Raw genomic sequence first — 14,676 nt, 5'->3', positions numbered from 1 at the left:
GCGCCCGGCTTCGAGGGCGACGGGCTTCGCACGGCGCCGGATTTTTTGTGGCGCCGTGACAATCACCGGCGGGCGGGAAATTTCTCCCGGCGCGGGGGAACGGAAGCTCGGCGGCGCGGGTCCGGGGGTGCGAGGGCACCCCGTCCTGCCAGGCGACACCCCAGGGGAGGCCCCCTAGACCTCGTCCCCCTCCTGCTCCGCGTTCAGCCGGTGCAGCAGACGGGCGAGTTCGGCGACCTCGGTGCGGTCCCCAAGAGGCGAGGCGGCGGGCGTACTGGGCACGGCGGCCGGTGCGGACGCGGGTGAAGCGGTCGCGGCCCTCATCGGTGAGGCGCACCAGGACGGCACGGCCGTCGGCCGGATCGGGCTCGCGGGCGATGAGTCCGAGCTTTTCCAGGGCGTGCAGCTGGCGGCTCATCGTGGCCTTGCCGACGCCGAAGAAGCCGGCGAGGCCGGTGGCCCGCTGGGTGCCGGCGTCGGCCAGCCGCATGAGGAGGCCGTACGCGGAGGGCTCCAGGTCGGGATGTACCTCTCGTGCCAATTCGCCGGACGAGGCACGGGCCCGGCGGAGAAATACCGCCAATTCGCGTTCCAGGGCCAGAAATACGTGGTCCACACCAATCGGTTCGCCGTCCGCCGTCGTACCGTCGGCTCCGGTGTTGTGCACGTCAGCGCCCCTTCTTGCTTTCCCTGCCCTGAAAGTTTCCGCCATCGGCGGCTGAAGCCGCAGCTCGGCCAGTATTTCGCAGGAGTAGACCAACGGCAGCACGGTGCCCCTCTTTTGTCACGTCGTTCTACGCGCGTACGTTGCTTCTGGCATGGGCATAACAAAGGCCCGGGCTGTCAACGGTCCGCCGCGCGTCCTGCCCGTCGCACCGCCGCGCCCGCACGTCGGCGCCATGCCGTCAGGTCCTCCCCCTCAGCTCCTCCCCCCTCAGGTCACCCACCGAGATCTTCGGAGGCACGTATGTCCGTGCTCAGATCCGGCTTCCCCCACCGACCCGCACGTTCCCTCACGACCCTGGCCGGGGTCCTTCTCGCGGTCGTCTCCCTCCTCCTGGGACTGCCGGGCACCGCCGGCGCCACGGCCACCCGGCGCGCGCCGGAGCCACGCCACCCCGGCCAGGACTGGGCCGGCTCCCAGATCGCCCGGCACGAGGGCACCGCGGCCGGCACCGCACCGCCGGCGTCGCCGCTCGCGTCCGTAGAGGGCGTGGACGTCAGCAGCCACAACGGCAGTGTCGCCTGGTCGACGCTTTGGAACAGCGGCGTCCGCTTCGCCTACGTCAAGGCGACGGAGTCCACCAGCTACACCAACCCGTCCTTCGCGCAGCAGTACAACGGCTCCTACAACACCGGCATGATCCGGGGCGCGTACCACTTCGCCACACCCGACACCTCCAGCGGTGCCGCCCAGGCCACCTACTTCGTCCAGCACGGCGGCGGCTGGTCCAGGGACGGCAAGACGCTGCCCGGCGCGCTCGACATGGAGTACAACCCCTACGGCGCCACCTGTTACGGGCTGAGCGCGGCCGGCCTGGTGAACTGGATGAAGGACTGGTTCGCCACCTACAAGGCGCGTACCGGCCGGGACGCCGTCATCTACACCTCCACCGGCTGGTGGAAGCAGTGCACCGGCAACTCCGCCGCCTTCGGTGCCGTCAATCCGCTGTGGATACCGCGCTACGGCTCGTCGGTCGGCGAACTCCCGGCCGGCTGGGGCTTCCACACCATCTGGCAGTACACCTCGTCCGGCACGACGGTCGGGGACCACAACCGCTTCAACGGCGCGCTGGACCGTCTCAAGGCCCTCGCCAACGGCTGATACGCGGGCGTGCGGCCCCCCTCCACGCCCGGGCCGTACGCACGAGCGGGCCCCTGCCGCACACGGGTGCGACAGGGGCCCGTACCGTTTCCGCCCGCGTCCGTCAGGCCGCCGCGTCCGTCAAGGTCACGACCGTCGAGCCACGGCCCTCAGGCCGCGACCTGCATCTCCGGGGCGGCCCCGTTCGCGGCCGGGGTCAGCGCCAGTTCCAGCACCTGGCGGACATCGGCGACCGGGTGGACCTCCAGGGAGTCCAGGATCTCGGCCGGTACGTCGTCCAGGTCCGGTTCGTTGCGCCGGGGAATGATGACGGTGGTGATCCCGGCCCGGTGCGCCGCCAGCAGCTTCTGCTTGACGCCGCCGATCGGCAGCACCCGCCCGGTCAGCGAGACCTCACCGGTCATCGCCACATCCGGCCGGACCCGCCGGCCCGACAGCAGCGAGGCCAGCGCCGTCGTCATCGTCACGCCCGCGCTCGGCCCGTCCTTGGGGACGGCGCCCGCCGGTACGTGCAGATGCACACCGCGCTCCTTCAGATCGGCGACCGGCAGCTCCAGTTCGGCGCCGTGGGAGCGCAGGAACGACAGCGCGATGTGCGCGGACTCCTTCATCACGTCACCGAGCTGGCCGGTCAGCTGGAGCCCGGAGGCGCCGGTCTCCGGATCGGCGAGCGAGGCCTCCACATAGAGGACGTCGCCGCCGGCGCCGGTGACCGCGAGTCCGGTGACCACCCCGGGGACCGCGGTGCGCCGCTCCGCCGGGTCCTGTGCCGCCTCGGGGGTGTGGTGCGGCCGCCCGATCAGCGGGCGCAGCTGGTCCACGCCGACCGTGAACGGCAGCTCCCGCTCGCCCAGTTCGTGCTGTGCGGTGACCTTCCGCAGCAGCCTGGCGACGGCGCGCTCCAGGTTGCGTACGCCCGCCTCGCGGGTGTACTCCCCCGCCAGCTTGCGCAGCGCGTCGTCCTCCAGGGTCACCTCGCCGGTCTCCAGACCGGCCCGCTCCAGCTGGCGCGGCAGCAGGTGGTCCCGGGCGATGACGACCTTCTCGTCCTCGGTGTAGCCGTCCAGGCGCACCAGCTCCATCCGGTCGAGCAGCGGCTCGGGGATGGCTTCGAGGACATTGGCGGTGGCCAGGAAGACCACATCGCTGAGGTCGAGTTCCACCTCCAGGTAGTGGTCGCGGAAGGTGTGGTTCTGCGCCGGGTCCAGGACCTCCAGGAGGGCGGCGGCCGGGTCGCCCCGGAAGTCGGAGCCCACCTTGTCGATCTCGTCGAGCAGCACCACCGGGTTCATCGACCCGGCCTCCTTGATCGCGCGGACGATCCGGCCGGGCAGCGCGCCGACGTACGTACGGCGGTGGCCGCGGATCTCCGCCTCGTCCCGGACGCCGCCGAGCGCGACCCGGACGAACTTCCGGCCCATGGCCCGCGCGACGGACTCACCGAGCGAGGTCTTGCCGACCCCGGGCGGCCCGACGAGCGCCAGCACGGCGCCGCCCGCCCGCCGCCCGCCGCCGCCCTGGCCCGCAGCGCCGCGCGGCGTCCCCTCCGACGGCCCGCCGACCGGCCCGAGGCCGCGCTCGGACCGTCGCTTGCGGACGGCCAGGTATTCGGTGATCCGCTCCTTGACGTCGTCCAGGCCGAAGTGGTCGGCGTCCAGCACCTCCCTGGCGCCGGTGATGTCGTAGGCGTCCTCGGTCCGTTCGTTCCAGGGCAGTTCCAGGACGGTGTCCAGCCAGGTGCGGATCCAGGAGCCCTCGGGGCTCTGGTCGCTGGACCGCTCCAGCTTGTCGACCTCCTTGAGGGCGGCCTTGCGGACGTCCTCGGGCAGGTCGGCGGCCTCGACCCGGGCGCGGTAGTCGTCGCCCTCGTCCTCCGGATCGCCGTTCAGCTCGGCGAGTTCCTTGCGGACCGCCTCCAGCTGCCGCCGCAGCAGGAACTCCCGCTGCTGCTTGTCGACGCCTTCCTGGACGTCCTTGGCGATGGATTCGGCGACGTCCTGCTCGGCCAGGTGCTCGCGCAGCGTCTCGGTGGCGTACTTCAGCCGGGCGACCGGGTCGGTGGTCTCCAGCAGGTGGACCTTCTGTTCGGTGGTCAGGAACGGCGAGTAGCCGGAGTTGTCGGCCAGCGTCGGGACGTCCTCGATCTGCTGGACGCGGTCGACGACCTGCCAGGCGCCGCGCTTGCGCAGCCAGCTGGTGGCCAGCGCCTTGTACTCCGTGACGAGTTCGGTCACCGCGCCGGGCAGGGGATCGGGGACCGCCTCCTCGACGGTCGTGCCCTCCACCCAGAGCGCGGCCCCGGGCCCGGTCGTGCCGGAACCGATCCGTACCCGGCCCAAGCCCCGGATCAGCGCGCCGGGGTCGCCGTCGGACAGCCGCCCGACCTGCTCGATCCGCCCGAGCGTGCCGATACCGGCGTAGGTCCCGTCGACGCGGGGAACGAGCAGCACCCGCGGTTTGTTACCCGGGGTGGCGGCGGCCTGCGCGGCCTCCACCGCTGCCCGTACGTCCGCGTCGGACAGGTCCAGGGGCACCACCATGCCGGGGAGCACGACCTCGTCATCGAGGGGCAGCACGGGCAGAGTGAGCGGTGTGGACGTCGAAGCCATGATCTCCCCTTCGGCAAGCAAGTTGAGCTTTACTCACTCAATGCAGCCGGGGCGAGAGATGTTCCCCGCCGTGCGTTCGCTGTGAGCGATCGGACGCGGCGCGCTACCAGTGGACGGGGCGGGACAGGCCCCGCGGCAGCTTGGCCGCCGCGTCGCCCTTGGCTGCGTTGAGCTGCGACTGGGTCAGGAAGAGGGCATCGGTGAGATCGGCACCGCTGAGGTCGGCGTCCCGCAGATCGGCGCCGATCAGGTCCGCCGTGCGCAGATCGGCGCCCTTGAGATCGGCGGCGATGAGGCAGGCGCCGCGGAGATTGGCGCCCCGGAGAGACGCCCCCTTGAGGCGGGCCCCCAGGAGATCGGCCCCCCGCCGCTCCTTCTTGCGGCCCGGCACCCCGGCCCGTACGAGTTCGCTGGTGCGCAGCAGCAGGGCATTGACCTCGCCCCGGTGGGCCGGCACGTCGAACGCCGTGAGCTCCTGGGCGCCGGCCCGGGTGAGGCCTTCGGTCTTCTCCCGCGCGGCCCGCAGCGCGGCGTGCACCGGACGGGCCGCGGGCCGGGACAGCGCCTCGGTCAGGTACCAGAGGAGTTCGTGCAGCTGCCGCATGACGGGGAAGACGTCGAACATCTGCCGGGCGGTCTCCGGAGCCTGCCGCCAGTCCCGTCCGCCGAAGGTGACCTGGGAGACCTTCTGTCCGGCACCGAAGCAGTCGAAGACGGTGCAGCCGGGAAAGCCGCGCCGGCGGAGGTCGGTGTGGATGCCGCAGCGGAAGTCCGTCTGCAGGTTCGGGCAGGGCCGGCCGGCGTCCTTGTCGATCGCGAAGTCCGCCGACGCCGCGAACGGCAGCGCCACACAGCAGAGCCCGAAGCAGCTGCCGCAGTCGGACCGCAGGCCGAGGTCTGCGGTGTCCGGAATCGGTTGCTCGTGGTCGGTCGATGGCCTGCGGTCCGGGGACAAGGTGAGTGCGCTCCTGCGGTACGGCGAGCGCCGCACGGGGCCGCGCTCGGAAGGGGCCGCCATTCTCCCAGGCCGCCACGGCGACCGCGCCCGGCGGGATGCGCTCGCCGCGGGAAGGCAACGGCCCCTTCGCCGAACGGCGTTGTCAGTGGTCGCCTCTAACCTCGGGACCATGAGCATGATCGGAGAGTACGCACGTGTCACCCCTGCCGAACTCGACCGCGCCCTGGGCGATCCCGAGTGGGCGCTGGAGCTGATCGGCGGGTGGATGGAGGCGGAGGCAGAAGCGGAGGCAGAGGCAGAAGCGGCCGGGCCCGCGCAGTCCGCGCCGGCGCGCTGCATGGATGTCGACAAGGCCTGGGACGCGCTCGGATTCCTGCTGCGCCGGGCGGCCTTCCCGGTGGACATCGTCCATGGCGAGGAGGCCGTCCCGGATGCCGACGACTGGGGCTACGGCCCGCCCCGTTACCTCACCCCCGAGCAGGTGCGGACCGCCGCCGGGGCGCTGGCGGAGATATCCGGCGAGCGGCTGACGGCCGGCGTCGGCCCGGAGGACCTGGCCGCGGCTCAGGTGTACCCGGCGATCGTCTGGGAGCGGGGCGAGTCCCTGGACTATGTGCGCGAGCACTACGAGCAGCTGCGGCCGTTCTTCCGCACGGCGGCGGACCAGGGGGACGGCATGCTCCTATGGCTGGGATAACGGGTCCGGTGTCGCCGGTGCAGCGGGTCCGGCCGGGTCCGGGCTCGGCTCGGGCAGGGGGTCGGCCGGGGCCGCGCGGACCGCACGGAAAAGCCCGGCGCCTGCGTCCTCACACCCCGTCATGACTGCTACCTTCACCGCATGTTGCAGCGGATGTCCGGAGTCTTCATCGGCGCATTCTTCGGCACGGTCTTCGTGGTCGCCAACGCACACGCCCCGCTGAATCCCGCGCTCGGTCTCGCCCTGCGGGTGCTCGCGGTGCTCACCTTCGCCGGGCTGCTGACGCTGGCACTGCGGGCCGGGCGCCTCGGGCAGCCCGCCGACGGCGCCGGGAGCCCCCGGGCGGACTGGTTCCAGGGACGGTTCGCGTTCGTCGTGGGGGCCGAGGCGGTGCTGCTGATCGGCGGCAATCTCGCGCTGCGCGCCGCGGGCGCCCCCGGGCCGGCCTCGGTGGCCTGGACCGCGCTGATCGTCGGGCTGCACTTCGTGGCGCTGTCGGCGGTCTGGAAGCGGCGCAGCATCGCCGTCCCCGGCGTCGCGCTGACCGCCCTCGGGGCGGCCGGGCTGGCCATGGCGGCGACCTCGGCCGTGGCATGGGTGCCGTTCGTCAGCGGTGTGCTGTCCGGCGTGGCGCTGCTGGGCGGCTGCGCCTACGCCATCACCCATACGTACCGCTCGGCCGTGAACCCGCGGCCGCCGGCCGCTCAGTAGGTCCGCACTCCCCGCAGCGCCGGATGTCCCAGGTCGCCCAGGAGCGGCACGGGCCGGGCGTGCCGGGTGCGCCAGCGGCGCAGCAGCGGCCAGCTCGCGATCCCCAGGGTGAGCGAGAGCAGATGGCCCCAGTCGGTCATCGGGTCGATAGCCGCGAGCAGATCGGTCACGGCCACGTAGCCGACACCTACCAGCACGGGCCAGCGCAACCAGGCGGGCAACAGGCCGGCGAGGGCTCCGATGCTGGTCATCACGCCGAAGCTGATGCCGTAGTCGAGACGGTGCAGCGAGCTCTCCGGCAGCCGGCCGGCGGCGACCGAGAAGGCGACGGGCAGCTCGGTGGCGAGGGTGGCCAGCGCATGGCCGCCGAAGAAGACGGCGGCGGTGCGCAGTCCGCCGATCCGCCGCTCCAGCGCCGTCAGGACGAAGAGGAAGCCGATGGCGTACGCGGAGGTCATACCGCCCGCGATCCACAGCGCGCTGGCGACGAGCACCAGCAGCGGGGCCTGTGCCAGGTGGACGACGTCCGTACTGGAGCCCTGGAGCAGATCGGAGACCAGCGCCGGGTCGGCGTACTCGGCGAAGAGCGAGGTGGCCACGAGGAGGAGGGCGTAGCCGAAGGTGAAAGGGGTGCCGGCGGGCGTGGGCAGCAGCCGCCACGGCCGCCGTCGCTCGGACTGGGGAAGCACTGCCGGCTCCGCCTCCACGAGGGCCGGCCGGGAGGCGCGCTGCCGGGGGACGCCCGGCAGCAGGCCCGGCGGGACGGCCGGTGCCGCGCCCGGCCCGTCACCCGTCCCCGCCCCCGGTACGGCCGACGGCGCGCGATCGACCCGTGCTCTTGCGGCGGTTCCCAGCCAGCTCACTTGTCCGCGGCCCCTTCCGTCCCTGGCGCATCCGGTCAGCCACACCCGTCCCCCGGCCGTGGTTCCCCTGCCTTGCCCTGCGTCTGCCGTGTCCTACGTCGCGGACCAGCCTGCATGCTCAACCCATGAAGAAGCTGTGTGAGTGACATCCCTCACATAAAGCAACCCTCGAACAGGGCGTCACGTCCGTGCGTCCGCGGCGGAACACCTGCCCCTGGCGTTGGACCGGCGCGGCCCGAATTGGCCACCATGGCGCCATGGCTCCCGTTACTCCGACGCAGGCAACGACCGGCCTCCCCGAGGCCCCGCGCACCCTCGACCGCCGCGAGGGCCCGTACGGCGAAGTGGTGCTGCGACAGCGGGGCGGACCCCCGGCAGACCCCGGAATGGAGGCCTCCGACGCCCCCGCCGAGCCCGCGGTCTACGAGATCATCGCCAACGGCTGCTTCCTGATGGACACCTCCGACGGCCGGTCCGAGCGGCTGCTGATCGACGCCGCACTGGCCGCGCTGCCGGCCGACCGCGTCCGGCCTTCCGTACTGATCGGCGGCCTCGGCGTCGGGTTCTCGCTGGCCAGAGCGGCAGAATCGCCGCGCTGGGGCCGGATCGCCGTCGTCGAGCGCGAGGAGGCGGTCATCGACTGGCACCGCACGGGCCCGCTCTCGGCGGTCTCGGCGGCCGCGCTGGCCGATCCGCGCAGCGAGATCCTGCACACCGACCTGGTCGCCCACCTGCGGACCCGAGCGGACCAAAACACCTACGACGCACTGTGTTTGGACATCGACAACGGCCCCGACTGGACCGTCACCGAGGACAACGACAGCCTCTACTCCCCCGGCGGACTCGCCGCCTGCCGGGACCGTCTGACTCCGGGTGGCGTGCTCGCCGTCTGGTCCGCGCAGCCCTCGCCGGCCTTCGAGGAAGCCTTGCGAAATGCCGGATTCCGCGGGGTACATACGGAAGAGATCCCCGTTGTCCGAGGCGTCCCTGACGTGGTCCATCTCGCGCGCAAGGGCGCGTAGCCGACACTCACACCATGCCCGTACGCTGCTGCCCAGCAATACGCGACCACGCAGTGGACATGCAGGGGCGGGCGATGGACCAGACTCAGACAACGCAGGGCGGCGCCGCCGCCACGCCGGGCGCCCAGCGCCGGGTACTGGTCGTGGAGGACGACCCGACGATCGTGGAGGCCATCGCGGCGCGGCTGCGCGCCGAGGGCTTCCAGGTGCAGACGGCGACCGACGGCCCGGCCGCGGTGGAGACCGCGGAGGCCTGGCAGCCGGATCTGCTGGTCCTCGATGTGATGCTGCCGGGCTTCGACGGCCTGGAGGTGTGCCGCCGGGTCCAGGCCCAGCGGCCGGTGCCCGTGATGATGCTCACCGCCCGGGACGACGAGACCGACATGCTCGTCGGCCTCGGGGTCGGCGCCGACGACTACATGACCAAGCCGTTCTCGATGCGGGAGCTGGCCGCCCGGGTGCACGTCCTGCTGCGGCGGGTCGAGCGCGCGGCGCTGGCCGCGCACACCCCGCGCACCGGCATCCTCCGGCTGGGCGAGCTGGAGATCGACCACGCCCAGCGCCGGGTGCGGGTGCGCGGCGCGGACGTCCATCTGACGCCCACCGAGTTCGATCTGCTGGTCTGCCTGGCGAACACCCCCCGCGCGGTGCTCTCCCGTGAGCAGCTGCTGGCCGAGGTGTGGGACTGGGCGGACGCCTCCGGGACCCGTACGGTCGACAGCCACATCAAGGCACTGCGCCGCAAGATCGGCGCCGAGCGCATCCGTACGGTCCACGGCGTCGGCTATGCCCTGGAGACCCCGGCCGCATGACGCGGCGCCGGTGGCACACGCCCGTTCGTGAGCTGGGGCGGCGGGTCTGGGAGGGGCTGCGCCCGCTCGACCCGTACCGCTCGGTGAAGGCCGCGCTCGGCGCGCTGGTCAGCGTCTCGGTGATCATCACCACGCTGCTGGTCTTCGTCGCGATGCACTCGGCGACCGAGCTGCGGGTGATCACGATCTTCTCGGTGATCGCCTCGCTGCTGATCACCCAGTTCGTGGCCAACAGCCTGACCGCTCCGCTCGACGAGATGACGGATGTCACCCGGTCGATGGCGCACGGTAACTACAGCCGCCGGGTCCGCTCGGAGCGCCGCGACGAGTTCGGCGATCTGGCGAACGCCTTCAACCGGATGGCGGCCGATCTGGAGGCGGTGGACACCCACCGCAAGGAGCTGGTGGCGAATGTCTCGCACGAGCTGCGGACCCCGATCGCCGCGCTCCGTGCCGTCCTGGAGAACGTCGTCGACGGGGTCAGCGAGCCGGACCCGGAGACCATGCGGACGGCACTGAAGCAGACCGAGCGGCTGGGCCGCCTCGTCGAGCACCTTCTCGACCTGTCCCGGCTGGACAACGGGGTGGTGCCGCTGCACGCCCGGCGCTTCGAGGTCTGGCCGTATCTGTCCGGGGTGCTCAAGGAGGCCAATATGAGCCGCGGCGCCTCCACGCTGTCGGGGCCGTCGGGGGTCGCCGGCTCCGGCACCCACACCCGTACGGACGTCCATCTCCACCTCGATGTCTCGCCGCCCGAGCTGACCGCGCACGCGGACGCCGAGCGGCTGCACCAGGTCGTGGCCAATCTCATCGACAACGCGATCAAGCACAGTCCGCGGCACGGCCGGGTCACGGTGCACGCGCGCCGCGGCGAGGGCCCCGAGAGCCTGGAGCTGGACGTGCAGGACGAGGGCCCCGGCATCCCCGAGTCGGAGCGCTACCGGGTCTTCGAGCGCTTCAATCGCGGCGGCCCCGCCCCCTCGGGCCCCGGCTCCGACGGGGGGACGGGCCTGGGCCTGGCCATCGCGCGCTGGGCCGTCGACCTGCACGGCGGACGCATCGGCGTGGCCGAATCCCCCCGCGGCTGCCGGATCCGGGTCACCCTTCCGGGGTTGGAGTCAGCTCGAAGCTGACGGCCGCTGACGTAGGGTCGGTGGTGGGAGCACTCCTGCGCGGGTCCCGCGGTGATCAGCCCTACCCGTATACAGGCAAACCTCGTGTGTTTCCCGTCAGGTCCTGCCCCGAAACCCGTCCGGGAATGTGACGTACGCGACGAGTGACCCTCCCAGCCTGCATCCAGGGTCCCAACAGGCGTAGCCTTTATTCCCGCTGTCCACCACCTTAGGAAGCGGAAGAGGGCGGTTGCCGCCGTGTCGCTACAGTCCCCCAACAGCTCGAGCATCTCGACCGACCAGGAAGGGCAGGGTAAGAACCCTGCCGCCGCGTTCGGTCCCAATGAGTGGCTCGTCGACGAGATCTACCAGCAGTACCTCCAGGACCCGAACTCGGTAGACCGAGCCTGGTGGGACTTCTTCGCCGACTACAAGCCGGGCGGCGCCACCGCGCCGGGCCAGCCGGCGGAGGGCGCTGCCCCCGCTCCGGCCGCCCCGGCGCAGTCGTCCCCGGCGGCGCCCGCCGCGGCGGAGCCGAAGCAGTCCGGTGCGAGCACCGGAGCGGCCGCCGCCGCGCCGCCTTCTGAGCCGGCCACCCCGGCGAAGCCGGCCGCGAGCGCGCCGGCCCCGGCCAAGGCCGCGCCGGCCAAGCCGGCCGCCAAGGCCGCCACCCAGAAGGCCGACGGCGAGGTCACTGCCGGTCCCGAGTTCGTCACGCTGCGCGGCCCGTCGGCCGCCGTTGCGAAGAACATGAACGCCTCCCTGGAGCTGCCGACGGCCACGTCCGTCCGCGCGGTCCCGGTGAAGCTGCTCTTCGACAACCGCATCGTGATCAACAACCACCTCAAGCGCGCCCGCGGTGGGAAGGTCTCCTTCACCCACCTCATCGGGTACGCGATGGTGCAGGCCCTCAAGGCCATGCCGTCGATGAACCACTCCTTCGCGGAGAAGGACGGCAAGCCGACGCTGGTCAAGCCCGATCACGTCAACCTCGGTCTGGCCATCGACCTGGTGAAGCCGAACGGCGACCGCCAGCTCGTCGTCGCCGCCATCAAGAAGGCCGAGACGCTGACCTTCTTCGAGTTCTGGCAGGCCTACGAGGACATCGTCCGCCGGGCCCGCGACAACAAGCTCACGATGGACGACTTCACCGGAGTCACCGCGTCGCTGACGAACCCGGGCGGCATCGGCACCGTGCACTCCGTGCCGCGTCTGATGCCCGGCCAGTCCATGATCATGGGCGTCGGCGCGATGGACTACCCCGCGGAGTTCCAGGGCACCTCCCAGGACGCCCTGAACAAGCTGGGTGTCTCCAAGGTCATGACGCTGACCAGCACCTATGACCACCGGGTGATCCAGGGCGCCGCCTCCGGCGAGTTCCTGCGCATCATGAGCCAGCTGCTGCTCGGCGAGAACGGCTTCTTCGACGACATCTTCAAGTCGCTGCGGATCCCGTACGAGCCGGTCCGCTGGCTGCGGGACATCGACGTCTCGCACGACGACGACGTCACCAAGGCCGCGCGGGTCTTCGAGCTGATCCACTCCTACCGGGTCCGCGGCCACGTCATGGCCGACACCGACCCGCTGGAGTACCACCAGCGCAAGCACCCCGACCTCGACATCACCGAGCACGGCCTCACCCTGTGGGACCTGGAGCGCGAGTTCGCGGTCGGCGGCTTCTCCGGCAAGTCCATGATGAAGCTGCGCGACATCCTGGGCGTGCTGCGCGACTCGTACTGCCGCACCACCGGCATCGAGTTCATGCACATCCAGGACCCCAAGCAGCGCCAGTGGATCCAGGACCGGGTCGAGCGCTCGCACAAGTCGCCCGAGCGTGAGGAGCAGCTGCGCATCCTGCGCCGGCTGAACTCCGCCGAGGCGTTCGAGACGTTCCTGCAGACGAAGTACGTCGGCCAGAAGCGCTTCTCGCTGGAGGGCGGCGAGTCCGTCATCCCGCTGCTGGACGCGGTCATCGACTCCGCGGCCGAGTCGCGTCTGGACGAGGTCGTCATCGGCATGGCCCACCGCGGCCGCCTCAACGTCCTCGCCAACATCGTCGGCAAGTCGTACGCGCAGATCTTCCGCGAGTTCGAGGGCAACCTCGACCCGAAGTCGATGCACGGCTCCGGCGACGTGAAGTACCACCTGGGCGCCGAGGGCACCTTCACGGGCCTCGACGGTGAGCAGATCAAGGTCTCGCTGACCGCCAACCCCTCCCACCTGGAGGCCGTCGACCCGGTCGTCGAGGGTGTGGCGCGCGCCAAGCAGGACATCATCAACAAGGGCGGCACGGACTTCACGGTCCTGCCGATCCAGCTGCACGGTGACGCGGCCTTCGCGGGCCAGGGCGTGGTCGCGGAGACGCTGAACATGTCCCAGCTGCGCGGCTACCGCACCGGCGGCACGGTGCACGTGGTCATCAACAACCAGGTCGGCTTCACCGCCGCCCCGGAGTCGTCGCGTTCGTCCATGTACGCCACCGACGTGGCCCGCATGATCGAGGCGCCGATCTTCCACGTCAACGGCGACGACCCCGAGGCCGTCGTCCGCGTTGCCCGTCTGGCCTTCGAGTTCCGCCAGGCGTTCAACAAGGACGTCGTCATCGACCTGATCTGCTACCGCCGCCGCGGTCACAACGAGTCGGACAACCCGGCCTTCACGCAGCCGCTGATGTACGACCTGATCGACAAGAAGCGCTCGGTGCGCAAGCTCTACACCGAGTCCCTGATCGGTCGCGGCGACATCACGCTGGAAGAGGCCGAGCAGGCGCTGCAGGACTTCCAGGGCCAGCTGGAGAAGGTCTTCACCGAGGTCCGCGACGCCACGACGACGCCGGCCGCCCCCGAGGTGCCGCAGCCGAAGGCCGAGTTCCCGGTCTACGTCGACACCGCGATCTCCCAGGAGGTCGTCAAGCGGATCGCCGAGTCGCAGGTCAACATCCCCGAGCGGGTCACCGTCCACCCGCGTCTGCTGCCCCAGCTGCAGCGCCGCGCGGCCCAGGTCGAGGACGACACCATCGACTGGGGCATGGGCGAGACCCTGGCCATCGGTTCGCTGCTGATGGAGGGCACCCCGGTCCGGCTCGCCGGCCAGGACTCCCGCCGCGGCACCTTCGGCCAGCGCCACGCGGTGCTGATCGACCGCGCGACCGGTGACGACTTCACCCCGCTGCTCTACCTCGCCGAGGACCAGGCCCGCTTCAACGTCTACGACTCGCTGCTGAGCGAGTACGCGGCGATGGGCTTCGAGTACGGCTACTCCCTGGCCCGCCCGGAGGCGCTGGTCATGTGGGAGGCGCAGTTCGGTGACTTCGTCAACGGCGCCCAGACCGTCGTCGACGAGTTCATCTCGTCGGCGGAGCAGAAGTGGGGCCAGACGTCCGGCGTCACCCTGCTGCTGCCGCACGGCTACGAGGGCCAGGGCCCGGACCACTCCTCGGCCCGGATCGAGCGCTTCCTCCAGCTGTGCGCGCAGAACAACATGACGGTCGCCGCGCCGACCCTGCCGTCGAACTACTTCCACCTGCTGCGCTGGCAGGTCCACAACCCGCACCACAAGCCGCTGGTCGTCTTCACCCCGAAGTCGATGCTGCGTCTGAAGGCCGCGGCGTCGAAGACGGAAGAGTTCACGACGGGCGGCTTCCGCCCCGTCATCGGTGACTCCACGGTCAAGGCCGAGGATGTCCGCAAGGTCATCTTCTGCTCCGGCAAGGTCTACTACGACCTGGAGGCCGAGCGCGAGAAGCGCGGCGCGAACGACACCGCGATCGTCCGCATCGAGCGCCTTTACCCGCTTCCCGGCAAGGAACTCCAGGCGGAGATCGCCAAGTTCCCGAACGCCGAGAAGTACCTGTGGACGCAGGAAGAGCCGGCGAACCAGGGTGCGTGGCCGTTCCTCGGCCTCAACCTGATCGACCACCTCGACCTGGCCGTCGGTGCCGATGTCCCGCACGGCGAGCGCCTGCGCCGCATCTCGCGGCCGCACTCCTCGTCGCCGGCCGTCGGCTCCGCCAAGCGCCACCAGGCCGAGCAGGCACAGCTGGTCGCGGAGGCCTTCGACGCCTGAGG

Annotated in this window: 10 protein-coding genes and 1 pseudogene; 7 read left to right on the top strand and 4 right to left on the bottom strand. The window is 71.3% G+C overall.

Annotated features, from left to right (window positions below; all coding sequences use genetic code 11):
* Nucleotides 1-174 precede the first annotated feature (174 nt).
* Nucleotides 175-712 (bottom strand): annotated as a pseudogene (locus CFW40_RS24475) (MarR family winged helix-turn-helix transcriptional regulator).
* 255 nt (nucleotides 713-967) lie between these two features.
* Between CFW40_RS24475 and CFW40_RS24470 the strand changes: the two are divergent.
* Nucleotides 968-1,825, top strand: a complete 858-nt coding sequence (locus CFW40_RS24470; protein WP_088799986.1) for a lysozyme — start codon at nucleotides 968-970, stop codon at nucleotides 1,823-1,825.
* Nucleotides 1,826-1,974: 149 nt separating this feature from the next.
* Here CFW40_RS24470 and lon read toward each other — a convergent pair whose 3' ends face one another.
* Both lon and CFW40_RS24460 read right to left on the bottom strand, forming a co-directional pair.
* Nucleotides 1,975-4,434 carry an endopeptidase La gene (gene lon, locus CFW40_RS24465; RefSeq protein WP_088799984.1) on the bottom strand — a complete coding sequence of 820 codons (2,460 nt, stop codon included), beginning with the start codon at nucleotides 4,432-4,434 and terminating at the stop codon, nucleotides 1,975-1,977.
* A 103-nt stretch (nucleotides 4,435-4,537) separates the two neighbouring features.
* Nucleotides 4,538-5,452: a pentapeptide repeat-containing protein gene (locus CFW40_RS24460; RefSeq protein WP_088799983.1), complete on the bottom strand. Its 915-nt coding sequence runs from the start codon at nucleotides 5,450-5,452 to the stop codon at nucleotides 4,538-4,540.
* A 115-nt stretch (nucleotides 5,453-5,567) separates the two neighbouring features.
* Here CFW40_RS24460 and CFW40_RS24455 point away from each other — a divergent pair, with 115 nt between their 5' ends.
* Both CFW40_RS24455 and CFW40_RS24450 read left to right on the top strand, forming a co-directional pair.
* Complete coding sequence (locus CFW40_RS24455) at nucleotides 5,568-6,089, top strand: YfbM family protein (protein ID WP_088799981.1); 522 nt, start codon at nucleotides 5,568-5,570, stop codon at nucleotides 6,087-6,089.
* Between the two features lie 141 nt (nucleotides 6,090-6,230).
* Entirely contained in the window at nucleotides 6,231-6,800 is a 570-nt protein-coding gene (locus CFW40_RS24450) for a hypothetical protein (protein ID WP_088799979.1), read from the top strand.
* Here the strand turns inward: CFW40_RS24450 and CFW40_RS24445 are convergent.
* The gene (locus CFW40_RS24445) at nucleotides 6,794-7,663 is read right to left on the bottom strand and encodes a rhomboid-like protein (protein ID WP_107446808.1); all 870 of its coding nucleotides are present in this window, start codon (nucleotides 7,661-7,663) and stop codon (nucleotides 6,794-6,796) included. The genes CFW40_RS24450 and CFW40_RS24445 overlap by 7 nt on opposite strands.
* A 257-nt stretch (nucleotides 7,664-7,920) precedes the next feature.
* Between CFW40_RS24445 and CFW40_RS24440 the strand changes: the two genes are divergently transcribed.
* The 4 genes from CFW40_RS24440 to CFW40_RS24425 all read left to right on the top strand — a co-directional run bounded on the left by CFW40_RS24440 (nucleotide 7,921) and on the right by CFW40_RS24425 (nucleotide 14,674).
* Nucleotides 7,921-8,685: a spermidine synthase gene (locus CFW40_RS24440; protein ID WP_088799977.1), complete on the top strand. Its 765-nt coding sequence runs from the start codon at nucleotides 7,921-7,923 to the stop codon at nucleotides 8,683-8,685.
* A gap of 74 nt (nucleotides 8,686-8,759) precedes the next feature.
* Nucleotides 8,760-9,497, top strand: coding sequence for a response regulator transcription factor (locus tag CFW40_RS24435; protein ID WP_088799975.1), 738 nt, complete (start codon nucleotides 8,760-8,762; stop codon nucleotides 9,495-9,497).
* A complete protein-coding gene (locus CFW40_RS24430; protein ID WP_088799974.1) occupies nucleotides 9,494-10,630 on the top strand; it encodes an ATP-binding protein in 1,137 nt (378 codons plus the stop codon). Before CFW40_RS24435 ends, CFW40_RS24430 begins: the two co-directional genes overlap by 4 nt.
* Before the next feature lie 237 nt (nucleotides 10,631-10,867).
* Nucleotides 10,868-14,674: a multifunctional oxoglutarate decarboxylase/oxoglutarate dehydrogenase thiamine pyrophosphate-binding subunit/dihydrolipoyllysine-residue succinyltransferase subunit gene (locus tag CFW40_RS24425; protein WP_088799972.1), complete on the top strand. Its 3,807-nt coding sequence runs from the start codon at nucleotides 10,868-10,870 to the stop codon at nucleotides 14,672-14,674.
* Nucleotides 14,675-14,676: the final 2 nt, after the last annotated feature.

Source organism: Streptomyces sp. 2114.4, assembly GCF_900187385.1.
Taxonomy (GTDB): domain Bacteria; phylum Actinomycetota; class Actinomycetes; order Streptomycetales; family Streptomycetaceae; genus Streptomyces; species Streptomyces mooreae.
Note: the sequence above shows the minus strand (reverse complement) of the source record. Positions and strands in the feature narration are given on the sequence as shown.

Bases quoted from the DNA above. Each gene is read 5' to 3' on its own strand.
- CFW40_RS24440 (WP_088799977.1), top strand. From the start codon at position 7,921: ATGGCTCCCGTTACTCCGACGCAGGCAACGACCGGCCTCCCCGAGGCC.
- CFW40_RS24470 (WP_088799986.1), top strand. From the start codon at position 968: ATGTCCGTGCTCAGATCCGGCTTCCCCCACCGACCCGCACGTTCCCTC.
- CFW40_RS24430 (WP_088799974.1), top strand. From the start codon at position 9,494: ATGACGCGGCGCCGGTGGCACACGCCCGTTCGTGAGCTGGGGCGGCGG.
- CFW40_RS24460 (WP_088799983.1), bottom strand. From the start codon at position 5,452: ATGGCGGCCCCTTCCGAGCGCGGCCCCGTGCGGCGCTCGCCGTACCGC.
- CFW40_RS24435 (WP_088799975.1), top strand. From the start codon at position 8,760: ATGGACCAGACTCAGACAACGCAGGGCGGCGCCGCCGCCACGCCGGGC.
- CFW40_RS24450 (WP_088799979.1), top strand. From the start codon at position 6,231: ATGTTGCAGCGGATGTCCGGAGTCTTCATCGGCGCATTCTTCGGCACG.
- lon (WP_088799984.1), bottom strand. From the start codon at position 4,434: ATGGCTTCGACGTCCACACCGCTCACTCTGCCCGTGCTGCCCCTCGAT.
- CFW40_RS24455 (WP_088799981.1), top strand. From the start codon at position 5,568: ATGATCGGAGAGTACGCACGTGTCACCCCTGCCGAACTCGACCGCGCC.